The 21,590-nt window shown below is 55.2% G+C and carries 19 protein-coding genes; 11 read left to right on the forward strand and 8 right to left on the reverse strand.

Annotated features, from left to right (window positions below):
- Positions 1-293: 293 nt before the first annotated feature.
- Entirely contained in the window at positions 294-2,195 is a 1,902-nt protein-coding gene (locus H3V09_RS07590; RefSeq protein ID WP_198199049.1) for a DUF6541 family protein, read from the forward strand.
- A 150-nt stretch (positions 2,196-2,345) separates the two neighbouring features.
- Here H3V09_RS07590 and H3V09_RS07595 read toward each other — a convergent pair whose 3' ends face one another.
- Entirely contained in the window at positions 2,346-5,366 is a 3,021-nt protein-coding gene (locus H3V09_RS07595) for a DUF4422 domain-containing protein (protein WP_198191536.1), read from the reverse strand.
- 162 nt (positions 5,367-5,528) lie between these two features.
- On the opposite strand from H3V09_RS07595, the gene H3V09_RS07600 reads away from it, so the two are divergent.
- The gene (locus tag H3V09_RS07600) at positions 5,529-6,713 is read left to right on the forward strand and encodes a nucleotide sugar dehydrogenase (RefSeq protein WP_198191535.1); all 1,185 of its coding nucleotides are present in this window, start codon (positions 5,529-5,531) and stop codon (positions 6,711-6,713) included.
- A 72-nt stretch (positions 6,714-6,785) separates the two neighbouring features.
- Here H3V09_RS07600 and H3V09_RS07605 read toward each other — a convergent pair whose 3' ends face one another.
- On the reverse strand, positions 6,786-8,666 hold the full coding sequence (locus H3V09_RS07605; RefSeq protein WP_198191534.1) for a DUF4422 domain-containing protein: 1,881 nt from the start codon (positions 8,664-8,666) through the stop codon (positions 6,786-6,788).
- Between the two features lie 154 nt (positions 8,667-8,820).
- Between H3V09_RS07605 and H3V09_RS07610 the strand changes: the two genes are divergently transcribed.
- The 7 genes from H3V09_RS07610 (at position 8,821) to rplI (ending at position 13,857) form a co-directional block, all read left to right on the forward strand.
- A complete protein-coding gene (locus H3V09_RS07610) occupies positions 8,821-9,648 on the forward strand; it encodes an ABC transporter permease (protein WP_046322381.1) in 828 nt (275 codons plus the stop codon).
- A complete protein-coding gene (locus tag H3V09_RS07615; RefSeq protein WP_198191533.1) occupies positions 9,648-10,907 on the forward strand; it encodes an ABC transporter ATP-binding protein in 1,260 nt (419 codons plus the stop codon). Before H3V09_RS07610 ends, H3V09_RS07615 begins: the two co-directional genes overlap by 1 nt.
- Positions 10,904-11,926 (forward strand): dTDP-glucose 4,6-dehydratase, encoded by a 1,023-nt coding sequence (rfbB, locus tag H3V09_RS07620; RefSeq protein ID WP_198191532.1) that lies wholly within the window; start codon positions 10,904-10,906, stop codon positions 11,924-11,926. The genes H3V09_RS07615 and rfbB overlap by 4 nt, the downstream gene beginning before the upstream one ends.
- A gap of 168 nt (positions 11,927-12,094) precedes the next feature.
- Positions 12,095-12,391: a 30S ribosomal protein S6 gene (rpsF, locus tag H3V09_RS07625; RefSeq protein ID WP_015021308.1), complete on the forward strand. Its 297-nt coding sequence runs from the start codon at positions 12,095-12,097 to the stop codon at positions 12,389-12,391.
- 99 nt (positions 12,392-12,490) lie between these two features.
- Positions 12,491-13,108 (forward strand): single-stranded DNA-binding protein, encoded by a 618-nt coding sequence (locus H3V09_RS07630; protein WP_046322387.1) that lies wholly within the window; start codon positions 12,491-12,493, stop codon positions 13,106-13,108.
- Positions 13,109-13,144: 36 nt separating this feature from the next.
- A complete protein-coding gene (gene rpsR, locus H3V09_RS07635) occupies positions 13,145-13,393 on the forward strand; it encodes a 30S ribosomal protein S18 (RefSeq protein WP_015021310.1) in 249 nt (82 codons plus the stop codon).
- A 14-nt stretch (positions 13,394-13,407) separates the two neighbouring features.
- The gene (gene rplI, locus H3V09_RS07640; RefSeq protein WP_198191531.1) at positions 13,408-13,857 is read left to right on the forward strand and encodes a 50S ribosomal protein L9; all 450 of its coding nucleotides are present in this window, start codon (positions 13,408-13,410) and stop codon (positions 13,855-13,857) included.
- Between the two features lie 128 nt (positions 13,858-13,985).
- Here rplI and H3V09_RS07645 read toward each other — a convergent pair whose 3' ends face one another.
- From H3V09_RS07645 to H3V09_RS07655, 3 genes are all read right to left on the reverse strand, one after another.
- Entirely contained in the window at positions 13,986-14,333 is a 348-nt protein-coding gene (locus H3V09_RS07645; protein ID WP_046322390.1) for a phenylpyruvate tautomerase MIF-related protein, read from the reverse strand.
- Between the two features lie 108 nt (positions 14,334-14,441).
- The gene (locus H3V09_RS07650; protein ID WP_198191530.1) at positions 14,442-14,948 is read right to left on the reverse strand and encodes a GtrA family protein; all 507 of its coding nucleotides are present in this window, start codon (positions 14,946-14,948) and stop codon (positions 14,442-14,444) included.
- 77 nt (positions 14,949-15,025) lie between these two features.
- The gene (locus tag H3V09_RS07655) at positions 15,026-16,363 is read right to left on the reverse strand and encodes an MFS transporter (RefSeq protein ID WP_198191529.1); all 1,338 of its coding nucleotides are present in this window, start codon (positions 16,361-16,363) and stop codon (positions 15,026-15,028) included.
- A gap of 213 nt (positions 16,364-16,576) precedes the next feature.
- On the opposite strand from H3V09_RS07655, the gene H3V09_RS07660 reads away from it, so the two are divergent.
- Complete coding sequence (locus H3V09_RS07660) at positions 16,577-17,233, forward strand: histidine phosphatase family protein (RefSeq protein ID WP_198191528.1); 657 nt, start codon at positions 16,577-16,579, stop codon at positions 17,231-17,233.
- Between the two features lie 81 nt (positions 17,234-17,314).
- Entirely contained in the window at positions 17,315-18,175 is an 861-nt protein-coding gene (locus tag H3V09_RS07665) for a hypothetical protein (protein WP_198191527.1), read from the forward strand.
- A gap of 51 nt (positions 18,176-18,226) precedes the next feature.
- On the opposite strand, the gene H3V09_RS07670 is transcribed toward H3V09_RS07665, so the two are convergent.
- The 3 genes from H3V09_RS07670 to H3V09_RS07680 form a co-directional block, all read right to left on the reverse strand.
- Positions 18,227-19,249 (reverse strand): DUF805 domain-containing protein, encoded by a 1,023-nt coding sequence (locus tag H3V09_RS07670; protein WP_198191526.1) that lies wholly within the window; start codon positions 19,247-19,249, stop codon positions 18,227-18,229.
- 179 nt (positions 19,250-19,428) lie between these two features.
- A complete protein-coding gene (locus H3V09_RS07675) occupies positions 19,429-20,217 on the reverse strand; it encodes an ABC transporter permease (protein WP_198191525.1) in 789 nt (262 codons plus the stop codon).
- On the reverse strand, positions 20,214-21,230 hold the full coding sequence (locus H3V09_RS07680; protein ID WP_232339509.1) for an ABC transporter substrate-binding protein: 1,017 nt from the start codon (positions 21,228-21,230) through the stop codon (positions 20,214-20,216). Before H3V09_RS07680 ends, H3V09_RS07675 begins: the two co-directional genes overlap by 4 nt.
- Positions 21,231-21,590: the final 360 nt, after the last annotated feature.

Here is a 21,590-nt window from a genome sequence, read left to right on the forward strand (position 1 = left end):
ATCTAATAATGTCGGGGGTCGCCAATGTGTATTATGTCCAACGAAAAACCACTTTTATCATAAGATACCAATTCCGTGTTAGAACCACGATTTAGTTAGTAAAATCGTGTGAATCCGTATATTTGATCAGATAGTAGCGCCCGGGCGAACGTGTACTGCTCTTAATTGGACAAATTATTACACTAGGCCAACTTTATAGAAACAACCGAAATCTAGCGAATGATTGATTTTTTAGGACATGTAGCTAATAAAATGAACGGATGAGAAGTGAACACCCCAGATTAGGCAACAATTTGACTATCGCAAATACCGGTATCAAAAAAACCGTCAAGGGCGAAGAGACAAAAGCCAAGACCGAAGTAGTTGTTTCTCGTAAACAATCAATGCAAATTTGTATCTTGTCATCCTCTTGTTTTGGTCTTTTGCTTGCCATTCTGATCGTTGTAAGTTGGTTTCCCAAAACTCGGAGTATGTGGAATCTACCTATCCAGGCTATAGATGCGCCCTCGCACTACTACTTTATACGTAAGCTTTTGCAGAATGGCTTGTCAGTCATTTGGGAGCTCAACCCCAATGACAGTTTCTACCCGCCCCTGTTTCATTGTTTGGTCTATCTATTAATTTGCGTGTCGAATTGGCTGGGGATTCAGGTCACTATTTTTACCGGGCTCAATTTGATATGGATTGTCACCTCGGGTTTTCTTTTCCCCATGGGCATGTTGTTATGGTGCTCATATTTTTATTCTGATGCATCAAAGAGATGTCAGATCATCCTTAATATTGCAGTACCTGTGCTGTCCGTGGTATCGGTGGCCCAGCCCTATTGGATGTTGAATGCCGGACCTCTTATTGCTTATGGGCTTGCAACCTCGATACTGCCTTTTCTGATGTTTTCCAGTCTTAGGTTAGTGGATGCAATCACTATACGGAGCGAACGCACGGTTGCTCACGTATTTCGTTGGTCTCTGCTGACACTTGTTTTCGGCTTGCTGATGTTATTAGCTCACCCTCGAGTGGCATTTACCTATTTGGTTTTCATAGGCCCTTTTATACTGGTAAAGATGTCCAAAAGAGACATTCTCTGCTTCCTTCTATGCATACTCCTCGCAGCGGGGCTCTTCTTTGCTTATGTGTCTCACCGTGATCACGGCAAGGATTACCTGCATCCTTCATCATGGTTCCATACATTTCGCCCTACCAGAAGTCTCGGTAATGCAGTAAAGACTGTGTTAACTGACGCCATTTCTGGCTTTGCAGGCCTATTTATGGCAATTTTGGTCTGTATATGTTTTATTGCAGTCCTGTTGTTTTGCGGGGAGCGTTTTCGTGATGCACTTGCTGTGGACGGAGCATTTCTCCTTACTGCCTTGATCTTTGTTTCGAGTTCGGCACTTACTGGGCCGGTGGCCAACGTGATAACAGCTGCCTGGTACCGTGGCGAGACTCGGCCCCTGACCATGATACCTTTGGCGGTTGTTCCCCTATTGGCCTTTGGTCTGCGTTGCCTTCTTGAGTCTCGTCCTGGCAGGAACCTGAAGATTCAAGCTCTATTCCGACCTGTTTCACCGCAGGTTCAACTCTCGCCTGTCGGTGTGATCACAGTGTTGCTTCTTGTCGTAGTGTTGGTGCTTTGCTCGTGTTTTGAGCCAGCAAAAAAACAATTGTCAGCCATCGTCGCTGGTAGCACGGATGTCGAAACACAAACTCCAGGGGAGCAATTGAGCCATGACAAATATTACGCCTTGAAGAAGGTGCACGACTTGGTGGAAGGCAACGCTGTAGTGGTGTCTGACCCCTTGAATGGCTCCATGTATGGAATGGCTCTCTATGGAATGGATATGTTGTATCCGGTATACAACCCCATGGATACGAAAAATGGTCAGGTGTTCGGAAGGGTGGAGCGTGCATTCGCCTCAGGTGATTCCGAACGCTTGCTGAATACAGTGTGCCCTGTCGTGACCAGCTATAAGGCAAAGAGCCAACCTGAAGAAAGAAGCAACAAGTACTTTTTGACCATGGGTCCGCAATCTCCAAGCTTGCGTATGTTCACCTACAAGGCGCAGTACTATCCCTTCCATGACGACCGTTTGATCAATGAATATGAACAACGGGGAACACTGGTAAAAATCAGTGCACTTGATTCTCCCAATGAGCCGGGGAGTCAATGGAATCTATATCGATTCGCATGCAGATAAGCAGTCTATGCGTCTTATATTTTAGGGCTTGAGAGGTAGTTGTTGGTTAACGGCTTGGGATAGATACGAACAGTAGCGTCGCACTGCTGCTGAAAGAAATCAGATGCTGCCGGCTTTCTCCACAGAATGACCGGCAGCATCTGGATGGGGCTAGTGCCGACCTTCCACTGCCCTGGCTACCGTTTTCAAGATCTCGCGACGGGCGCTGCCGATCGGGGCTATAGGGTCTACCAATCTGCGGAGTCCATTGTCCTCAGCAATCACGCGTTCATGCTGTACCACCTGTACCTGGTTATGGGAGGATCCTGACAGGTGTTGTATCAGGCTCTCGTAGAAGGGGGTCTGTCTGGCGTAGGACCAATACACGTCAGCCAGGTCACAGCTGGCATCATTCCAAGGTTTTATGAATCCAGCGTAGTGAATAATCCTTGGCCGGTTACGGGACTGAAGATAGTCGTAGTAGGCATTGGCTGGTGCATGGCTGAATATACGCTCCAACCTGGTGTCGCAGTCATGTATCACGTTCCATGACCAATCCAGGTAAGTCACACGGCCCTGGCATTGAGCGTTGAGAACATCCTGGTCGTTGTAAATAAAGCTGGAATTTGAAGACAGCCTTAGCCATTCCGGCAGGGAGTGCAGCTTTCGCATCTCAGCAGTGTTCAGCAACAGTACGCCTGCCTGGAAGTAGGAATAAGGATCCCGCATGCCTAATACCTGCCTGCTGTAGCGCAGCCGCTTGCCATCCTTGTTGTTCAGGTTGCCCAGGTAATCGATATCGTGGATAGCCGCTAAGAGATCAGTACCCAGATCTGTATTGTAGAGTTCTGCAATATCATCGTTCACTACCAGATCTGAATCCAGATATAAAACCTTGTCATAAAAAGGTAGGACCCTCTGGATGATAAATCGGTAATAGGTTTCGATGCTGATGTGTTGGTTGGAGGTTGTCAGGTGGCAGCCGGCAATTTCACGTTCCACATTCACGAAGCGCAAGGTGATGTTGGGGGAGGACACAAGGAACTTCCTCATGACCGCCTTATGTTGCTTGCTGATGTCCCTTTCCAGAACGACAATATCGTAGTGATACTTGTCTGATGCGTTTGACAGCAGCGAGTATATGGCTGTAGTCAGCATAGGGACATAGGCGTCGTTTGCCGCGAAGACTACCGGAATGATCTTTTTTGCATTGTCGGCAAGTTCAAGAGGCCTGCAGATCGTCTGCTGTTCGGGGTGGGTAAAATGAACGCATTGCAGTTCTTTGGTACGCAATGTGGGCTTGATCCGGCGCTGGTGAATAAGCCAGATGTTGAAAAGCCGCTCGGCCAGATGGCCTGGCGTGCGCAGACCCTCCTGGCTGTATGCGGACATGTCGGTGCTCTGCTCGAATTCGTCAAGTATTGGGAACAGCCACTGGCAGTAGGCAAAGAAGAGGTCCTTGCGCATAATAAACATATTGCAGAAGCAGGAATAATGCCCGTGCAGATACTGCTTGACGTCGTCGCTATAGTCAGGGTGCGACTTCATGACGATGGCGCATGCCTTTTGCAGGTCCTTCAGGTACAGGTCCGGTGCGGCCCTGTATAGAGCCAGCGGGCTACCCCAATTGTCGATGGTTATTCGAAGGTCCTTGATGCCGGTGGTGATAATGTCATAGCCCTTGACAGTTGCGGAGATGGTTGCATCGTCCAGGCCATATCGTTGGATGGCGGCATCGTCGATATAGTCATCCATGATTTCCCCGTAAGGGTTCTCCCTGTGTGTGTCCTTGGAGAAATCGAAGTATCGCCGGTAATGACAGAAGCCGTAATAGTCAGCGTCGACGTTTTTCCATGCCCAATACTGTGTGGTGAGTTCGCAGTATCTGGGGTTTTTCTCTGAGATGTTGATGCCGTCATCATCGTGCAGGGTATTCTTCATCCTTGCCTTTTTAAGGCCAGGGCCTACCTGCACGGGCTGCAGAATCTCGGACTTGGGGATGTCGACCTTTTTGTGCGTTGTTACAAAAATCCTGATGCGCTGTCGGCTATAGGCATCAAGCGTCTGTCGGGCCTGGAGATCGCTCAGGTGTTCATTGGCCTTGCTGCGCATGCTTTGATAGCGTTCAAGCTGCAGAGGGGGAGCGGAGTTCACAAATATCCTGTCTGCTATGGCCTTCCAACCCCACAGAGGGTCCGTGTCATCAATGGCGGATTGCTGATGAAGAAAGTCATATGCTCTATCTCGAATAAAGCGATAGATCTCCCTGCCGGTGATGGCGGGGCCGAAAATGTCGCTCATATCATGGGCGGCCTCGGCCTTATGCTCATCATCGATGCGCAGCAGCCAGTCATTGGCCAGTATTTCCGTGCCCTTATGCTCGAATCCCAGGGCGCATTTCTGCAATATGGCCGAGTGCTGGCTGTTGGCGAAATCATAAGCAGCTGCGAAGTTCGATTGGAATTCCCGGCAATATCGTGCATACAGCTTGGGGGTGATCTGTGCGGTGCCGCTGATTCCACGGCCATAGTAATAGCGGTATCCCCTGCATTCCTTGATCGGCTGATAAGACTGAGCAAGCGCTGAGGTGACAAAGCACTCGTACCCGTCCTGGGAGCGGCCCAAGCGATTGTCGGTCATGGCGGCAAAGGCTTTCTTGAGCAAGGCTGTTTTATAGAGCCGCTGGGTGAACCGCCAGTCCACCTGTTGTCCGCGGTCTTCATCAAAAATGTCGCGAACGATATCGAGGCCCTGGCTTGGCTTGGTGGGCTTGTTGTTAAAGCTCTCGAAATCCTGCCGTTCTCTGTCCAGAGTGCCGTTCGCTGCCGTCACGGTGATGCCGAAATGCATGATGTCGGCAGGGTGAAGGTCTATAGCTTCTGACAGCTCGCTGAGCATGGAAGGCGCCAGGGCATCGTCGCCATCCAGGAAGAAGGTGTATTCGCCCTTGGCTTCCTGCACGCCAGTGCGTCTTGTCAAATGGGTGCCCATATTGCTGGGGTGCTCCACCAATCGAATTCTCTCGTCTTTGCCGGCTGCTTCCGCTGCAACGGCCGCCGTGTTGTCCGTGCTTGCGTCATTGATGACCAGAGCTTCGAAGTCCTTGTAATCCTGTGAGCTGATGCTGGCAAGGCATTCCGGAAGGTACCTGCCCACGTTGTAGGCGGGAATTACGACTGAGATCTTTGGCATATAGCTGGCATCTCCTTGTATAGCTAATCGAGGGCGACGAAGTCTCTACGTATCTTACCTGGATGCCGCAATAGGCAGGGGCATAACCATTGAATATTCAGCTGGATTACACAACTGGCTCCCTGGCATTCCCAGTATGGGATGAACTGTAGACTGTTAGGTATGAAAATAACGATTGTAGGTACTGGCTATGTCGGTCTGTCCCTGGCCTGTCTGTTGTCACAGCACAATGAGGTGCGAGCCCTGGATGTTCTGAAGGACAAGGTCGATGCCATCAATCAAGGGCGTTCGCCCATCAAGGATTCTGAGATCAGCGCCTTTCTTGCCTCCGGAAAATGCAACCTGCGGGCTACGCTGGATCCTGACTGGGCTTACGAGGAGCCGGATTACATTGTTCTTGCCACTCCGACCGATTATGACGAGGAGCGCAATTACTTTGACACCTCATCAATCGAGCAGGAGCTTCAGAGGTTGGATGAACGGCACACCCAGGCCTGCATCGTCATCAAATCGACGGTTCCGGTAGGGTATACCGAGACCATATGCAAGCGTTATCCGCAATTGCGCATTGTGTTCTCACCCGAGTTTCTTCGCGAGGGCCATGCGCTTGCCGACAACCTGCATCCATCGAGGATTGTCGTGGGCATACCTGCCGACCACATGCAGGACTGGAGGCATTACGGTGAGCAGTTCGCTCAGCTGCTCCAGCAGGGCGCTGAGGATGACGGAATTCCTTGCCTGTTGCTCCGGGCCACTGAGGCAGAGGCCATCAAGCTCTTCTCAAACACCTATTTAGCACTGAGGATTTCGTACTTCAACGAAATGGACACCTACGCCGACGTTCGTGGCTTGGACACGGCACAGATCATCAAGGGCGTGTGCCTGGATCCCCGGATCGGCGATTACTACAACAACCCTTCATTCGGCTATGGCGGGTATTGCCTGCCCAAGGACTCCAAGCAGTTGCTGGCCAACTACAAGGATGTGCCGCAGACCCTGATCAAAGCCGTGGTTGAATCCAACGATACGCGGAAGCGGTTCATAGCGGAGCAAATCGCCTCTCGCAAGCCCAAACTGGCTGGAATCTACCGGCTGGTCATGAAGAAGGGTTCGGATAACTTCCGTGCAAGTTCCATCCAGGGCATCATGGAGTACCTGGATAACCTGGGTGTGGATTTCATCATTTACGAGCCCATGGCTGCGGATAGTTTCGCTGGGCATAGGGTGACCCATGATCTTGATGAATTCAAGACCTCATGTGATCTGATTGTGTGCAACCGGATGACTGAGGAATTGAACGATGTGGCAGACAAGGTCTATACCCGCGATTTGTGGCATCGAGAGTAGAAGCGGTCAATTGACACTGCGCATGCCAATGCGCAGTGTCAGGACGCATTCCAAGTTGGAAAATATTGCTGTTTACGCTTTGTGCAGTATGACTCGCAGCAGTGATTTGACGCGGGAGCGCCTCTTGGAGCCAATCGGAAGTATTTTGTCGGCATACTGCCTTACGGGGCTGTTTTCGGTAATAAGACGTTTATGATGCCCGGTTGAAAGAGATCCGGTCTTGGTCATGATCGCCAGTACCTGGTGGAAAAGCGGGGAGTGCCGGACGTACAGCCAATACCAGGTGGAGAGGTCACACCAAGGATCCAGCCAGGGCTTGTCGAAGCCGGCATAATGAACAATATAGGGCTCCTCACGGGCTTGTACATAGTCCTTGAATGCCTGTGCAGGCGCATACCGAAAGACCGTTTCGACGCGGTCGTTGCAATCGTGCAGGACGTTCCACCGACCGTCAAGGAACCTGACCTTTCCCTGGCATTCCATGTTGAGTATGTCCTGATCGTTGTATATGTAGTGAGGGTTTGCTGCCAGCCGCATCCATTCGTTGGTGGTGTGTATTCTTCGGAGAGCCTTCAGGTTCATCACCAGCACCCCGGCCTGGAAGTATGAATACGGATGCTTCAGATGCAACACATTGCGGGCGTATTGCAGACGCTTGCCATCGGAATACCCCAGGTTGCCTAAAAAGTCCAGATCTTTGACTGCTGCCACGGCGTACTGGCTGACGTCGGTATCGTAGAGCTCGGCTATGTCTCGGTTGACAACCAGGTCGGAGTCCAGATACACCACCTTGTCGTATTGAGGCAGCACCTCCTGGATCAGGAATCGGTAATAGGTTTCATTGCTGATAAAACCGTTATTGGTCGTCAGGGCCCTGCCGGCCATACGCTGCCGTACATTAAGGAATTGCAAAGAACACCAGGGGTATTTTGCGAATATGCCTGCAAGGATCTCTTGATTGTCCTTTGATATATCCTGCTCCAGGACAGTGATGCGGTATTGACGATTAGCTGATGAATTGCGCAGTATGGACGTCAATGTCGTGGCCAGCATAGGCGCATAGGCATTGTTGGCCGCCAACACCACGGGTACAGCCGTGTCGCTTGCGCTTGCCGGTTCAGCGGTTTCCTGAGCATCGGGATAGCGGAAGTGCACGCATCCCAGTTGCTTGATTTTCCACTTCCCGATGGTGCGTTGGTGATGGCAAAGGAAAATGTTAAGCAGCCTTTCGGCCAGGTGTCCTGGCGTTCTCATGCGTTCGATGTCGGCCGTAGATGCATCCCATATGGCCGTGAACTTTTGCAGGAGCGGAAACAGCCACTGGCAATATTGGCGGAAGATTTCTTTCTTCATTATGAACATGTTGCAGAAAGAACCATTGTCGCCGTGCAATACGGAGTCTGCATCCTCCCTGTAGTCAGGGTAATTCTTGCAAAGAATCTCATACATGAGGCGGAGGTCGCCGACTCGCAGGTGATCGTTGCCTGCATAATGCTGGATCAGCGAATGATACCCCCCCATGGCTTCAACATTGTTGACGGGAGAGGTAATGACATCCCATCCGATCACCTGGCGCTTGATGGATTCATCATCCAGGCCATACCGTCGTGCAGCGGCCTCGTCGATGAAGTCGTCCATGATTTCGCCGTAGTCGTTGGCCCGGTGGGGTACGCCGCTGAAATCGAAGTAGCGACGGTAGTGGCAGAATCCGTAGTAATCGGCATCGACGTTTTTCCAAGCCCAATATTGCGCAGTGAGCTCGCAATACATGGCGTTGAGCGAAGAGATCGAGTCCCCGCTGTCGTCGTGAAGCATGTGCGGGAGCTTTTCCGGTGCCTGCGCTGTTCCGACTTGCAGGAGACTGATCGCATCGCATTGCGGGGCTGCAACACGTGCGCGGGTGGCCACATAGATTTTTATTCGCTGCCCGTTTTGCCTGTCCTCGTTATTCATGCCGAATAAGACTCCTCGCTCGGTGGTTGGTACTTATGTTACTTCCCAATTGTGGGCTTCCTGTTTATATAAGGTAAAACTGCTGCCTTGCAAGAGGTTCCCTGCGATAATGAGCCTTTGCGCTATTGGACGAGTTCAGTAGAATAGGAGTTTTGTGAAAGCTTCTTTAAAGCGACTACAGCAAAGGTATCGCTACTCGTTTATCGTTTTCAAAGAGTTGGTGAAGACAGATTTTCAACTTCGGTACCAAGGGTCCTTCCTGGGTGTACTGTGGTCGGTTCTCAAGCCACTGATGCTGTTCTGCGTCATGTATGTGGTCTTTGTGAGATTCCTTCATTTCACTGACGGAACGCCCACATTCCCCATTGTTCTGCTTTGCGGCACCTGCCTGTGGAGTTTCTTCTCGGAAGCCACCAGCATGGGGCTGCAATCGATTGTCAACCGTGGAGACCTGCTGCGTAAGGTTCATTTTCCTACATACATCATCGTAGCGTCAGTCACGATGGGGTCCATGATCAGCCTGGCCATCAACCTGGGTGTGGTCATCGTTTTCGGGCTGTTCACCACGGCTCATTTCACATGGAGGATTCTCCTGGTCCCCCTCAACGTTTTTCAGCTCTATATCCTTGCCCTGGGCATTGCCATGATCCTATCCACGATGTTCGTTTATTATCGTGATATCGCCCATATCTGGGAAGTGGTTCTTCAGGCTATGTTTTATGCTGTTCCCATTATCTACCCATTGTCCATGGTGCAAAAGAATTATCCTTTGATTGCAAAATTCATGCTGTTGGATCCTGCAGCCCAGGTCATCATGGACGTGCGTCATAATCTCATTTCTCCTGAGAACGTGCCCACTGTTTGGACCCTGTACGGCAATAAGCTGTTCGCTTTCATTCCTTTGCTATTGACGGTTCTTATTTTCATGTTCGGCCTGTATGTCTTTCGGTCGCATAGCAGAAAATTCGCGGAGGTTCTGTAATGCAAGATGTTGATCAGTTTGATGATCGGCCGGTCGTGCTCTCTGTTGACCATGTAGCCAAGTCCTTCAGGTTGCCGACTGAGCAGGCCACTGGCCTAAAGCAGGCTTTCATCAACTGGACCAAGGGAATCAAAGGGTACAGAGAGCAGGTTGTTCTTAAAGACATCAACTTTCAAGTGCACCAGGGTGATTTCTTCGGCATCGTGGGAAGAAATGGCTCGGGCAAGTCCACCCTGCTGAAAATCATCTCGGGAATCTACGTGCCGGAACACGGCAGTGTGGATATTCAAGGCAAGTTGGTGCCGTTCATCGAGCTTGGCGTGGGCTTCAATCCGGAATTGACCGGCCGGGAGAACGTTTTTTTGAACGGCGCGCTTCTCGGCTTCTCTCATGACCAGGTAGCAGCCATGTACGACGAAATCGTCGATTTTGCCGAGCTGGGCGAATTCATGGATCAGAAGCTCAAAAACTACTCGAGCGGCATGCAGGTCAGACTGGCCTTTTCCGTGGCCATCAAGGCACAAGGCGACATTCTGGTGCTTGATGAGGTTTTGGCAGTCGGTGACGAGGCCTTCCAGCGCAAATGCGATAATTTCTTCACTGAAATCAAGAAAGATCCGACTAAAACGGTCATTCTTGTTACGCATAGCATGGATTCCGTCAAGAAATACTGCAACAAAGCCATCCTGATTCGTGACGGCGAGATCGTGGTTTCTGGCGATAAGAATGATGTTGCCAGCCAGTACACCTTGGAGAACCTCCAGGCTGGGCAGAAAAAAACGGAAAAGAAGGTGGAAAAGCAGGACCATGAGCCGGGACTGAGCGATCAGGTGCCCATCTTTAGGGTCTTGCCGGTATCGCCTCAGCTGCGTACCTGTGACGACACCTTCGAGTTCGATGTGGAGTATGACTATCGGGGAGACAGCGACTTCTACATACCCATGTCGGTCATGGATACCGGTCGGGGAGGGGTCCCCTATGATTGCGGAGCCCAATTCCACGTCAATGCCCCAGGGCATCATCTGGTTCATTTTTCCATGCCGCTCAAGCTCTTTAATGACGGGAACTTCCGCATCATCGCCTCTATGCGGATCATCCCTGACGTCACCAACCTTTCCAACTACGAGCAGCTCGCTTTCACCAGCGATGAGAACGCCTGCGATTTTGTGGTGCGCAATCATGGCACCACCAATTTTGCAGGCCTGATCAACGACAGAAGCATGGAGATCGTCCGTACTGGCATGGAGGACATGGATTGACGGATAAGGATGAAGTTGCCAGCCTTCTTGTCACCGGCGGTGCAGGTTTTATTGGCTCCAACTTTGTTCGATATCTTGCCCGAGTGAATCCGCAGGCGAAGGTCGTTGTTCTGGACAAGATGACCTACGCCGCTAATCCGCATAATCTGGATGGTTTGTCGCGCAAGCCCATAGTGATCAGGGGTGATATCTGCGATTCATCTTTGGTTGAGCAAATCGTCAAGCAGCATCATATTAATGGAATCATCCATTTTGCAGCGGAATCGCACAATGACAATTCCATTAGGGATGCTGCTCCCTTTATTCATACCAACATTTATGGGACCTACGTTCTTTTGGAGGCCGCAAGACGCCATGACCTGCGCTTTCATCATGTATCTACGGATGAGGTCTTTGGCGATACATCCGTTGGGGATGTGACGAAATTTGACGAGAGCAGTCCCTATCGTCCATCGAGTCCGTATTCGGCGACGAAGGCGGCCTCTGATCATCTGGTCAGGGCCTGGTGGAGGACTTACGGCACCAGAGTGACCATAACGAACAGCTCAAATAACTATGGTCCATTCCAGCACGTGGAAAAATTCATTCCCCGGCAAATAACCAATATTCTGACGGGTCACAGGCCCAAGCTGTATGGCCAGGGCGAGGATGTTCGGGACTGGCTCAGCGTAGAGGATGATTGCAGAGCCATCTGGGATGTTTACCGTCGGGGTCGTTTGGGGCAGACCTATCTGGTTGGAGCGGATAATCGCCTCAGCAATCTCGCTGTGGTGCGGATGATTCTGGCAATGATGAACCGGCCTCTTGACGAAGTGGAGTTTGTAAGGGATAGGCCGGGAGCCGACAGAAGATATGCTATTGATGCCTCAAAAATACGGCGCGAGTTGGGGTGGAAGCCTCTTCAGGCCGATTTCGCCAAGAGCCTTGAGGCCACTATTGAATGGTACAAGAGGCACGAATCGTGGTGGATGCCTGCAAAGCAAACGACGGAATTGCGGTATCGGCAAGAAGGCCACTGAAATCTCTGATTCAAGGAACTGAACCCGATGATGTCAACCTGCCAGGTTGTCTGGCACGATAGATAATATATAGCTTATCTGTCTATGTATAAGTTGCATAGCGGGTTGATGTGCTACACCCTCCTGTCACGGAAGGCCCGTGACCTGTAAGTCCAAAGGAGGTGGGTGATGTCTGCGCATAAGTATGAATTGATGTTCATTGCCGATCCGGCCATGGATGAGCGCTCGCTGAAGAAGCTGACCGACCAGTATCTCGAGGTGGTCACCAAGGAAGGCGGCTCTGTCGACAATATCGATGTCTGGGGCCGTCGCAAGCTAGCCTACGAGATCGACAAGCACAAGGAAGGCAACTACGTGGTGGTCGAGTACACCTGCGAGCCCTCTGCCAGCGCTGAGCTTGATCGTGTGCTGAACCTGAACGAGTCCGTCATCCGTACCAAGATTCTTCGCAAGGACGACAAGTAAGCAAACAGCAAAGGACGTCGAAGCGTCGAAGGTTCAAGGGTGCGGGATTCGCCCCAATAGGCTCATTCCCAAATCCTCATTCCGAGGAAAGGTCGTGACATGGCGGGAGATACATACATCACCGTGGTGGGCAATCTCACTGCGGATCCGGAGGTGCGTACGACCTCCAACGGAGGCACGGTGGCCAATCTGACCATCGCGTCCACGCCCAGACAGTTCAATAGGAACTCGGGGCAGTGGGAGGACGGCGACTCGCTCTTCATGCGTTGCTCGGCCTGGGATTCCACCTACAGCCCCATGGCCTCCAACATTCAGGCCAGCCTGACCAAGGGCATGAGGGTTATCGCCCAGGGTCGTCTGGTGCAGCGCTCCTATCAGGATCGTGAGGGCAATAACCGCACGGTCGTGGAGCTGCGTCTGGACGAGATTGGACCCGCTTTGACACGGAACACCGCCCAGGTCACCAGGAACGCCAACACTGGTGGCGGTGGCTCCCGCGGTGGTTTCGCCGGCTCCAACAACGGCGGCTACCAGGGTGGGGCTTCCTACCAGGGCGGCGCGAGCGCGGCATCGGCCCCCATGGGTCGTCAGCAGCCAGCGCAGAGCCAGCAGGCCCCTGTTCAGGATCCCTGGTCATCGACCGGGTCCGGCGATTCCTTCGGATCCTTCGGTTCCACCGGCGAGTTCGGTGGTTCCGGGGATGAACCCGAATTCTGAAGTTTCATAGCGTCATCATTCATTTAAGGAGTACCAATGTCACGTAAAAGGCCGCAACCGCCGGTCAAGCCCTTCAAGAAGAAGCCGAATCCCCTGAGGGCCGCCAAGATTCATACCATCGATTACAAGGACGTGGCTCTGCTGCGGAAGTTCATCTCTGACCGTGGCAAGATTCGTTCCCGCCGCATCACCGGTGTCACCGTCCAGGAGCAGCGCGAGATCTCCAAGGCCATCAAGAACGCCCGCGAGATGGCCCTGTTGCCCTACGCCACCAACGGTCGCTGAGGGAGGTCAGGATTATGGCAAAGGAAACCAAGGTTATTCTGACCGATACCGTGACCGATCTGGGTCACAAGGGCGACGTTGTCGCAGTCAAGCCCGGCTATGCCCGCAACTTCCTGATTCCTCAGGGACTGGCTTTTGCCTGGTCCAAGGGGGCTGCTGCGCAGATCGAGTCCCTGCAGCGGGCCCGTCGCGCCAAGTCCATGGCCACCCGTGAGGATGCTGTGGCTGCCAAGGCCGCCATCGATGGGCAGACTGTCGAGATCGCAGCCAAGGTGTCCGATTCGGGCAAGCTCTTCGGCGGCATCTCCAACGATGCCATCGCTCAGGCTCTTCGCTCCCTGGCCGACGTGGATCCACGCACAATCTCCGTGGAGACCATCAAGACCACAGGCGAGTTCCCGGCAACCGTAGCTCTGCACCCCGAGATCTCGGCCGCTTTCACGGTCAAGGTCGTCGCTGAGTAGCAATCCGACCCCGATTTATATCCCACCAACGATCCTTTGAAATAGGGATCTGGGCTTAAGCAGGAGGCCTTCCCGCAGCAGATTATGCGCGGGAAGGCCTCCTTATGCGTTACTGGGGATTACTCAACTTAGAAATTGCCGCCGTTCCAACCCCAGTCAGTAGTGGCCGTGTAGCGGATGTAGGTGCGGTCCTTGGGGATGGACAGCTCCGATTCCAATGTATCCATGATGGTCTTGGTCAGGCTTTCCCAGGCGGACTTGGGCACGTCGCTGCCGAAGACGTTGACTTCCACATATGCGGCGGGCTTGCTGTCGTCACCAGCGAAGTAGATGGGCATGTCCGACTCGAATGGGCACATGAGCCAGCCCTCGGACTTGCCGGGGACGGCGGTGATGGCCTTGCCGTAGGCGGTCTTGATCCGCTCGCGCTGTTCGGCGGTGATGGGTGTGCTTACATGAGTATGGATGACAGGCATGGCGCTTCCTTTCCGGTCCGTCCGGCATGACCACTCAGGATGATTCGGTTCGCCTGGCGGATGGCTGACTATTCCTGTCCCATAGTAGCCTCGCCTGGACTGGTTGGCTCAGTGCCAGCCGAAGGGCTGGTGACGCAAGGACCAGGCCCCCAGACGGTGGGCCACCGAACGCGGGTTGACCGGCTTGCCGGGTGCAGGCGCGTCCAGCAGCCACTTGCGGATCAGGAAGTTCCAGATGGCCACCACAACGGTGGCAGCGATCTTGGCGATGTTGGCATGGAGCAGATAGCGGGCGTGCATGGTGGTGATGGCATCCGGCGGCAGCATGGCAGTGCCCATCCATAGGATCACCTCATTGATCCCCAGGCCTATGACTGAGGAGACCAGGAAGACCGTCATCTCCATCCACCGGGCCATGTCATCCCGATGCCTGAAGACATAGCGCATGCTGGCTAGGTAGTTGAAGACCAGGGAGATCAGGAAGGAGATGGCCCCGGCCAGGACATTGTTCAGGTGCGGCCCCATGATCAGCAGGTTCATGATGCCGATGTCGATCAGGAAGGCGATGATGCCCACGATGCCGAACTTGAGCAGCTGTCCGATTAATCTACGCACGGTAGCCTATTCAATCATTCCTCCTGTGCTGACGGAGTGCCGGGAACCGCTTGTGTGCAAAAGCCTTACGTTATGCCCTAGGCGGGTAGCTCGGTCAGAATGGGCTCCTCAGTGCTGTTGCGAATCTGACGGAAGCCTACAAAGGCGATGGCCAGCGAGGCCAGAGCCAGGGTAGTGACCACCCCGAACCCGCCCTGGGATCCGTAACGGTCGATGAACTGCCCGGCCACAGCCGAACCGGCCGAGGACCCGATCGAATTCATGGCGCTCAGCCAGGCCATGCCTTCGGTGAAGCGGATGGGCGGCACCAGGTGGAGCATGAGCTGGTTGCCATTGATCCAGGTGGGTGCCTGGCAGACACCGATGATCAGGTAGATGACCATGATGGTCCACAGATTCCTGGCGAACATGAAGGTTCCGATGCCCAGGTTGACCACCAGCAGGCAGAAGTAGAAACGCTTCCAGAGAGGGATGATCCAGTTCTTGGCCCCGTAGAGCAGAGCGCCGACCAGAGAGCTGAAGGAGAAGCAGGCGAAGACGAACCCGGTCATCTGCTTCATCCCCTGCTCGGTGGCGAAGGCGATGATGGAGATGGATGCAGCGCTCTGGAAGGCTCCCAGACCGAACCAGGTGGCACAGATGGCGATCATGCCGGCGCTCCAGAAGGCGCCGCTGTGGCCGTTCCCTCCCTCCTGGGCACGCAGACGGGCCACCAGCTGAGCCTGCCGCTCCCGGTACTCCTTGCGGGTGATGCCCTGGGCTCGCGCCATGTCTGTCTGCGAAGGGGGCTCGGTTTCTCGACAGGAGAGGAACATAAAGGCCCCGACCAGCACGCAGATCCCGGTGAAAGAGAAAGCCAACACGCCTGAAATGACCGCCAGTATTGAAGCCAATGGGTTGCCGATCACCCACATGGCCTCGTCGAAGACCCCTGACAGGGACAGGGCCTGGTTGGTGGCACGGTGGTCGCCGCGCAGCAGGTGCGTCCACCGGCTACGGCTCATGGCTCCCCAGGGCGGAATGGCCGCCATGAAGGGGGTGACCAAATAGAGCACCCAGGTGGGAGCGTGGGCGGTGATGGCTGTGATCAGGACCGTGGCGGCCACAACCCAGACCAGAACCGTGGGGATGGAGACCTGTCGCTGGCCGAACTTGTCAACCAACTTGCCCAGCATGGGGCTGACCAGGGCCAGGGCCACGGCCTGGATGGCGGTCAGGGCTCCGGCCAGGGAATAACTGCCGTAGTAGTGCTGCACCGAGATGGTGATGGTCATGCCCACCATGGGGAAGGGCATGGAGGCAATGACCGACCCTACTGCGAACCACGCCGTATGAGGCAGTCGCAGAAGCGCTGAGTATCCTCCGAAGACTCTGTGACCGGCTTCGACCAGAGCCGCCTTCAGTTGCCGTAGCATGGGTTGTTCGTCTCGCTTTCCCTGGGTGTTTTCACGGTCCCGAAGCATGTTTTCCACAAGACCTTCTAGACGCACGAAAGGAAGTGGGGGTGCTGGGGGGACTGCTACAGTGGTAACCATATTGGCGCCTGATCGGTGCCATTCGGATAGTGATAATTCTACCCCCCGCCATGGTCTCTCAAGGGGCCCGTCGGGGAGCTTGGGAGGTGGGTCGTGCCTGCGACGACCATTCATTTCGTCCGTCATGGCCAGGTTGATAATCCCGATCATATTCTTTATGAACGATTGCCGGGATTCCATCTGTCTGACAGGGGCAGGGCCATGGTCGAGGCGACGGCCCGCTTTATGGCCGAAGCCCCTTGCATGCGCGATCTGGAGGCCGTCTATTCTTCTCCGCTGGACAGGACCAGGGAGACCACGGCCATCCTGCTTGAGCAGATCAACCCTGCTCGTGTCCAACACGGCTTGAAACCGTTGGAGCCCATTTATGACCGTCGCCTGATCGAGGCTGGCAATGAATTCCGCGGCAAGCGCGTCGGCCACGGGCAGGGGGCTCTCTGGCGGCCTTCCAACCTGCGGCTGATCCTGGACTTGCGCCGTCCCAGCTGGGGGGAGTCATATCGGCAGATCGCTCGACGAGTGGGGGATTTCGTTCGCCAGGTGGTTCGCAGCCATCCTGACGCACAGGTTCTGGCTGTTTCGCATGAGTCGCCCATCTGGTCGTATCGTCATCTCTTGGAGACCGGCCACCCCGAGCACAATATGCTCCTCAGAGCCACTGCCCTGGCCTCGGTGACCTCCATCACCCTGGACTGCGAAACCGGTAAAGTGCTGGGAATCGCCTATGCGGACCCGGCGGCAGGCGTGTAAAGACCGCTTGTGCGGCTTAGGATAGCTGGGGATACTGTCGTGGATGACTGTCCAAGAACCCGATGAAGGAGCGTGATGATCATGGTGGATGTACAGGCAAGCGCGGAGGCGATAGCCGGACGGCCAGCCGTGGCCCAGGCGGCTGAGCAGGGGGCCAGGCTGGTAGACCTTTGGCCCTTGACGAATGCCGAGCACCTGGCCAACGATGCCAAGTATGCGGAGGACCTGCAGGTACGTATCAGCATGGTGCTGGCGCAGCTGATGACGGGCGAGGATGTGACCATTCCCGACGCAGAATACGTCTATGAGGGCGCTGAGGACATCCCTGGCCGCCCCCAGGAGCTGGTAGATGCCCTCATGGCTGCCAACGATGCCATCGAGGCGGCTGCACAGGCGAAGGACGACCAGTCCAAGATGCTTGCGGATTTGGCCGAAACCTTGGGCAGCGGCTGGGACCAGGCCCGGCAGCAGGAGGTGGCTGCTGGCGTGGCCAAGGCCGAACAGTCCGTGGGTGATCAGAACGAATCTGCCGAATCCTCTCAGGGCAAGGAGACGGTGGCCCAGGACCTGGCTACGAGCCTGGAGATCTGCCGTGATCTGCTTCAGCGTGCAGGCGCTGACCCTGACCATGCTGCGACCGCTGCACCAATTCTGGTCTATGTCAATGAGCTCAACGAGCGACTGGGCATTCCCCGGGCTTTCCTGTCTGACGAGGATGTCGTCCGTGCCTTGAGATTACTGGATGATCCTGAGGCTTTCGCCGACCTGCTGGCCCCTCTAGTGGGCGCTGAGTGGGACCACCATCGTCAGGAGGTGCTCTGGGACCCCGAGGAGGCCAAGCGCAAGGCCAAGGAGGACGACGAGCGTAAGAGCCGCGAGGCCCTGCAAGCCAAGTTTGCCCATGTGCCAGAGGACCCCAACAAGCCTCCCGTGGAGCTTTAAGACCTTCTGCCCTTCGCCTCGGCATCGGTCAAGGCGAAGGGCAGGGTGAACTCAGCGGTCGAAACGGGCTCCTCGTGGATCACTGGGTCGGGCCAGCAGAATGATCCCGGCGATGGCTCCGGCGATCATGATCAATGCGCCCAAGCCAAGCAGGGAGAGCGAGGATCCTGGATGCCCGTCGATAATAGCCACAATGGCGAAGACCAGAGGAATGCCGCCCACCAGCTCACTTACGAAGGGCAGGAGTATCCAGAAGCCGGACATGTTGGTGTCGTGAAGTCGCCGTATGCCCACGGCCAGATTCGGTATGAAAAGTCCAAGGGCGACCAAGAAGGATAGGATCCGTCCCACAAAGACGGATCCTGAGGTGATGATCGAAACCGCAAAGTCGATGAGGAAGATCATGAGAAAAACCCACCAGAATTCCCCACGGGAGGCCCTCCCGGAGAAGACGGAATATTTGACGAAGAAACGCTTACAAGCGTTTACGAAGTCAATGCCGTACCAGGGTGCGTTCAGTGGCGGCTCGCCGTTGAAACCGGCGTTCGCATAGGGGTAGGCCGGATACTGAGGGACCTGGGGTCCAGGCTGGTACCCTGCCTGATATCCCGATTGGTAGCCTGCCTGCGACCAACCTTCAGGCGATTGATAAGAGTTGTCCGATGCATAGCCAGCTGGCGGGGTCGTACCATTGGGCTGGCCATTGGCCTGGCCGGGATTCGAATTTTGACCGTAGGGCGTCTGCTGCTGTCCGTAGTACTGCTGTTCATTGGACTGTTGCTGGTTGTAGCCTGGCTGTTGACCCTGCGGCTGTTGACCGTATGGTTGCCCTTGGTATGACTGCTCCCGTTGGTAATCGTCAGCAGGTTTTTGGGCTTCGTTGATCGGATGGTAGATGTCGCTCTGGTCAGAAGCTGCTTGTGCATAGCCGGGTTGGTCTGGTTGCGGCTGATTCGGGTAGGCTGCAGGCCCTGAACCGGTTCCATCTGTGTGATTGTTCTGGGACCAGCCGTTGGCGGAGCCCTGGTCATTGGGGGTCTGGTTCCCGTCGTTCGTATCATCTGGATGGCTCATGGATATCGTCCCTCTCATCTTCTCTTGATAATCCTGAATCTGACTTTTCCGTACATCCCTATTATGGCAGGCCGGTTCTTCTGCCTGCTAGTCCTGGCTAATGCAGTGGATAGGGGACTCGTCACGCTTACTCGGGCCAGTCTGTCAGATTCTGTAGGTGATTGCTGCTGCGGGACTCTTCACTCGTCGTCCGGATTGACCATGTGATCATCGCCGGCATCGCCGAGCAGTAGCCGCTCGGTCAGGGTGATCAGGCCCAGCAGGAGGGCGGTCAGCAGGATGATGACCAGGGTGGCCGAGAAGATCAGCGGGGTTCTAAAGGAGTTGAAGGCCGACTGCAGCCATATGCCCAGGCCGTTCCTGGCCCCCAGATACTCCGAGGTGGCCGCGGTGGCGAAGACATAGGCGGCGCTGATGCGCAGGCCGCCGAAGATCTGCCCCGCAGCCACCCTCAGCTTGACGTGCCAGAGGGTCCAAGTCCGGGTTGCCCCGCAATTCAGCGCTACATCCTGGTAGAAGCGCGGCACGGACTTGAGCCCCCGGTAGGTCTGGACCACGATGGGGAAGATGGCGAAGACGGCCACGATGACCACCTTGCCCAGGGGCTCGAATCCGAACCAGATCACGAACAAGGGTGCGATGGTGATCAGCGGAATCATCTGAGCGCCGGCGATCAGGGGGTAGAGGGCATCATGCAGGGTGCGCCAGCTGTAGAGGGCCAGGCCGATCACTATTCCCAGGACCGATGCCAGGAGGAAGCCCAGAAGGCCCTCAAGAGCGGTGATGGTGGTGGCGGGCAGCAGGTCCTCCCGGGACTGCACTGTGGCAGCCAGGATTCGGCTGGGCGCCGGCAGAACCTGTTCGCTGACTCCGCCCAAGCGGGCAGCCAGTTCCCAGATGATGAGGAGTGCCAGCAGGGTGATGGTCGGAGGCAGCGCCCGGGTTCTGCTCTGCTTCCGCGACCTCATTTACCGGCTGCTTCCCGAACGTACCGATCGGTCCACAGATCCATGGCCTGAGGGGCCTTGTTGGGGTCGCCTTTCTTGGCATCCCGGTAGGTGCCCGCCTTGAACTGGAAGTCCAGATAGTCCTGGGCATCCTTGACGTTGATCAGTCCGGTGATGCTCTTTTGATCCGGACTGTCAACCCAGTAGCCCTCCTTGACGATGCTCTCCATGGAGCGCTTGGCCAGGGTCGGGTCGATGGCCGATCCCTTGGTCTCCTTGACCAGGATGTCCGCCGCCTGGTCGGGATGGCTCAGGGCGTAGTTGTATCCCTTCAGGCAGGCCTTGACGAATGCTGTCAGGGCGCGACGGTGGCCGGCCTGCTGCAACCAGGAATTCTTGACCACGAAGCCCAGCTGATCGGGGTTGCCGGGCACTCCCCAGTCGGCCTGGGTGAAGCAGTGCAGGGCTGGGCCCTTGAGCTCGCTCTCCACACCCTCCCAGTTGGCGTAGAAGCCGGCGAAGTCGCCCTTGCCGCTGGTCAAGGTGGCGAAGGTGTTGGTGCCGCTGGTCACACGCTTGAAGTCGCCCTTGCCGCCTGCATAGCGGATCATCTGCTTGACCACGGCCGTCTGTTCGGCCGATCCGAAGCTGACGAAGGTCTTGCCGTCGAAATCCTTGGGGGTCTTAATGTCGGTACGCGAGGCCAGCGAGCACCAACGTGCCACGGAATGCTGACCTATGTTGAAGACCTGCCGCAGGTCGGATCCCTGGGAGTTGAAGGTGGCCAGGTTGCTCAGCTTGGAGAAGCCTACGTCGGCGACCCCGTTCTGGACGGAGGTCTCGGCTCCCGCCTGGGCCGTCGGCAGGATGGTCAGCTTCAGGCCGGCCTTGTCGAAGTAGCCCAGATGCCGGGCCACATAGATGCCCACATGATTGGTGTTGGGCGTCCAATCCAGCATGAAGGAGAGCTTGGAGCCATCATCGGCCTTGTCATCTGCCCCCTTGGCCCCGCAGGCCGCACTCGTAGCTGCCATGCAGATCGCCGCTGCCAGGGCGAGCGCCCGTACAATCAGTCTGTGGCCGGGAGTTCTCCTGAAGCCGCTATTCTCCGGCATGCTCATCACTGTCACCTTGCCTCTCCGGCACCCCCTGGTGCCCATCCGCATCGGGGCCGCTACGGGAAGGTGAGGAGCCCGCGCGACGATCCGGTACGGTCTTGACCGATGGAATTCTGCGATGTGTGCCACGGCTGCTGCCACCAGCCGCGCGAACAAGACCACTCTAGTCCAACCCAGCCGGTCCTGCCTCGCCGTGGTGTAAGGTTGCATCATTTGCCCTTATACTGGAAACTCACGAGAGGTCTGTGCGGGCCGACCACTGTCGGTCTCGTCCGG

This window comes from Bifidobacterium sp. M0399, from assembly GCF_016100595.1.
GTDB classification, from domain to species: domain Bacteria; phylum Actinomycetota; class Actinomycetes; order Actinomycetales; family Bifidobacteriaceae; genus Bombiscardovia; species Bombiscardovia polysaccharolytica.

Bases quoted from the DNA above. Each gene is read 5' to 3' on its own strand.
- H3V09_RS07680 (WP_232339509.1), bottom strand. From the start codon at position 21,230: ATGGCAGCTACGAGTGCGGCCTGCGGGGCCAAGGGGGCAGATGACAAG.
- H3V09_RS07645 (WP_046322390.1), bottom strand. From the start codon at position 14,333: ATGCCTGTCATCCATACTCATGTAAGCACACCCATCACCGCCGAACAG.
- H3V09_RS07670 (WP_198191526.1), bottom strand. From the start codon at position 19,249: ATGAGCCATCCAGATGATACGAACGACGGGAACCAGACCCCCAATGAC.
- H3V09_RS07615 (WP_198191533.1), top strand. From the start codon at position 9,648: ATGCAAGATGTTGATCAGTTTGATGATCGGCCGGTCGTGCTCTCTGTT.
- H3V09_RS07605 (WP_198191534.1), bottom strand. From the start codon at position 8,666: ATGAATAACGAGGACAGGCAAAACGGGCAGCGAATAAAAATCTATGTG.
- rpsF (WP_015021308.1), top strand. From the start codon at position 12,095: ATGTCTGCGCATAAGTATGAATTGATGTTCATTGCCGATCCGGCCATG.
- H3V09_RS07595 (WP_198191536.1), bottom strand. From the start codon at position 5,366: ATGCCAAAGATCTCAGTCGTAATTCCCGCCTACAACGTGGGCAGGTAC.
- H3V09_RS07665 (WP_198191527.1), top strand. From the start codon at position 17,315: ATGGTGGATGTACAGGCAAGCGCGGAGGCGATAGCCGGACGGCCAGCC.
- H3V09_RS07600 (WP_198191535.1), top strand. From the start codon at position 5,529: ATGAAAATAACGATTGTAGGTACTGGCTATGTCGGTCTGTCCCTGGCC.
- H3V09_RS07630 (WP_046322387.1), top strand. From the start codon at position 12,491: ATGGCGGGAGATACATACATCACCGTGGTGGGCAATCTCACTGCGGAT.
- H3V09_RS07675 (WP_198191525.1), bottom strand. From the start codon at position 20,217: ATGAGGTCGCGGAAGCAGAGCAGAACCCGGGCGCTGCCTCCGACCATC.
- rplI (WP_198191531.1), top strand. From the start codon at position 13,408: ATGGCAAAGGAAACCAAGGTTATTCTGACCGATACCGTGACCGATCTG.
- H3V09_RS07655 (WP_198191529.1), bottom strand. From the start codon at position 16,363: ATGCTACGGCAACTGAAGGCGGCTCTGGTCGAAGCCGGTCACAGAGTC.
- rpsR (WP_015021310.1), top strand. From the start codon at position 13,145: ATGTCACGTAAAAGGCCGCAACCGCCGGTCAAGCCCTTCAAGAAGAAG.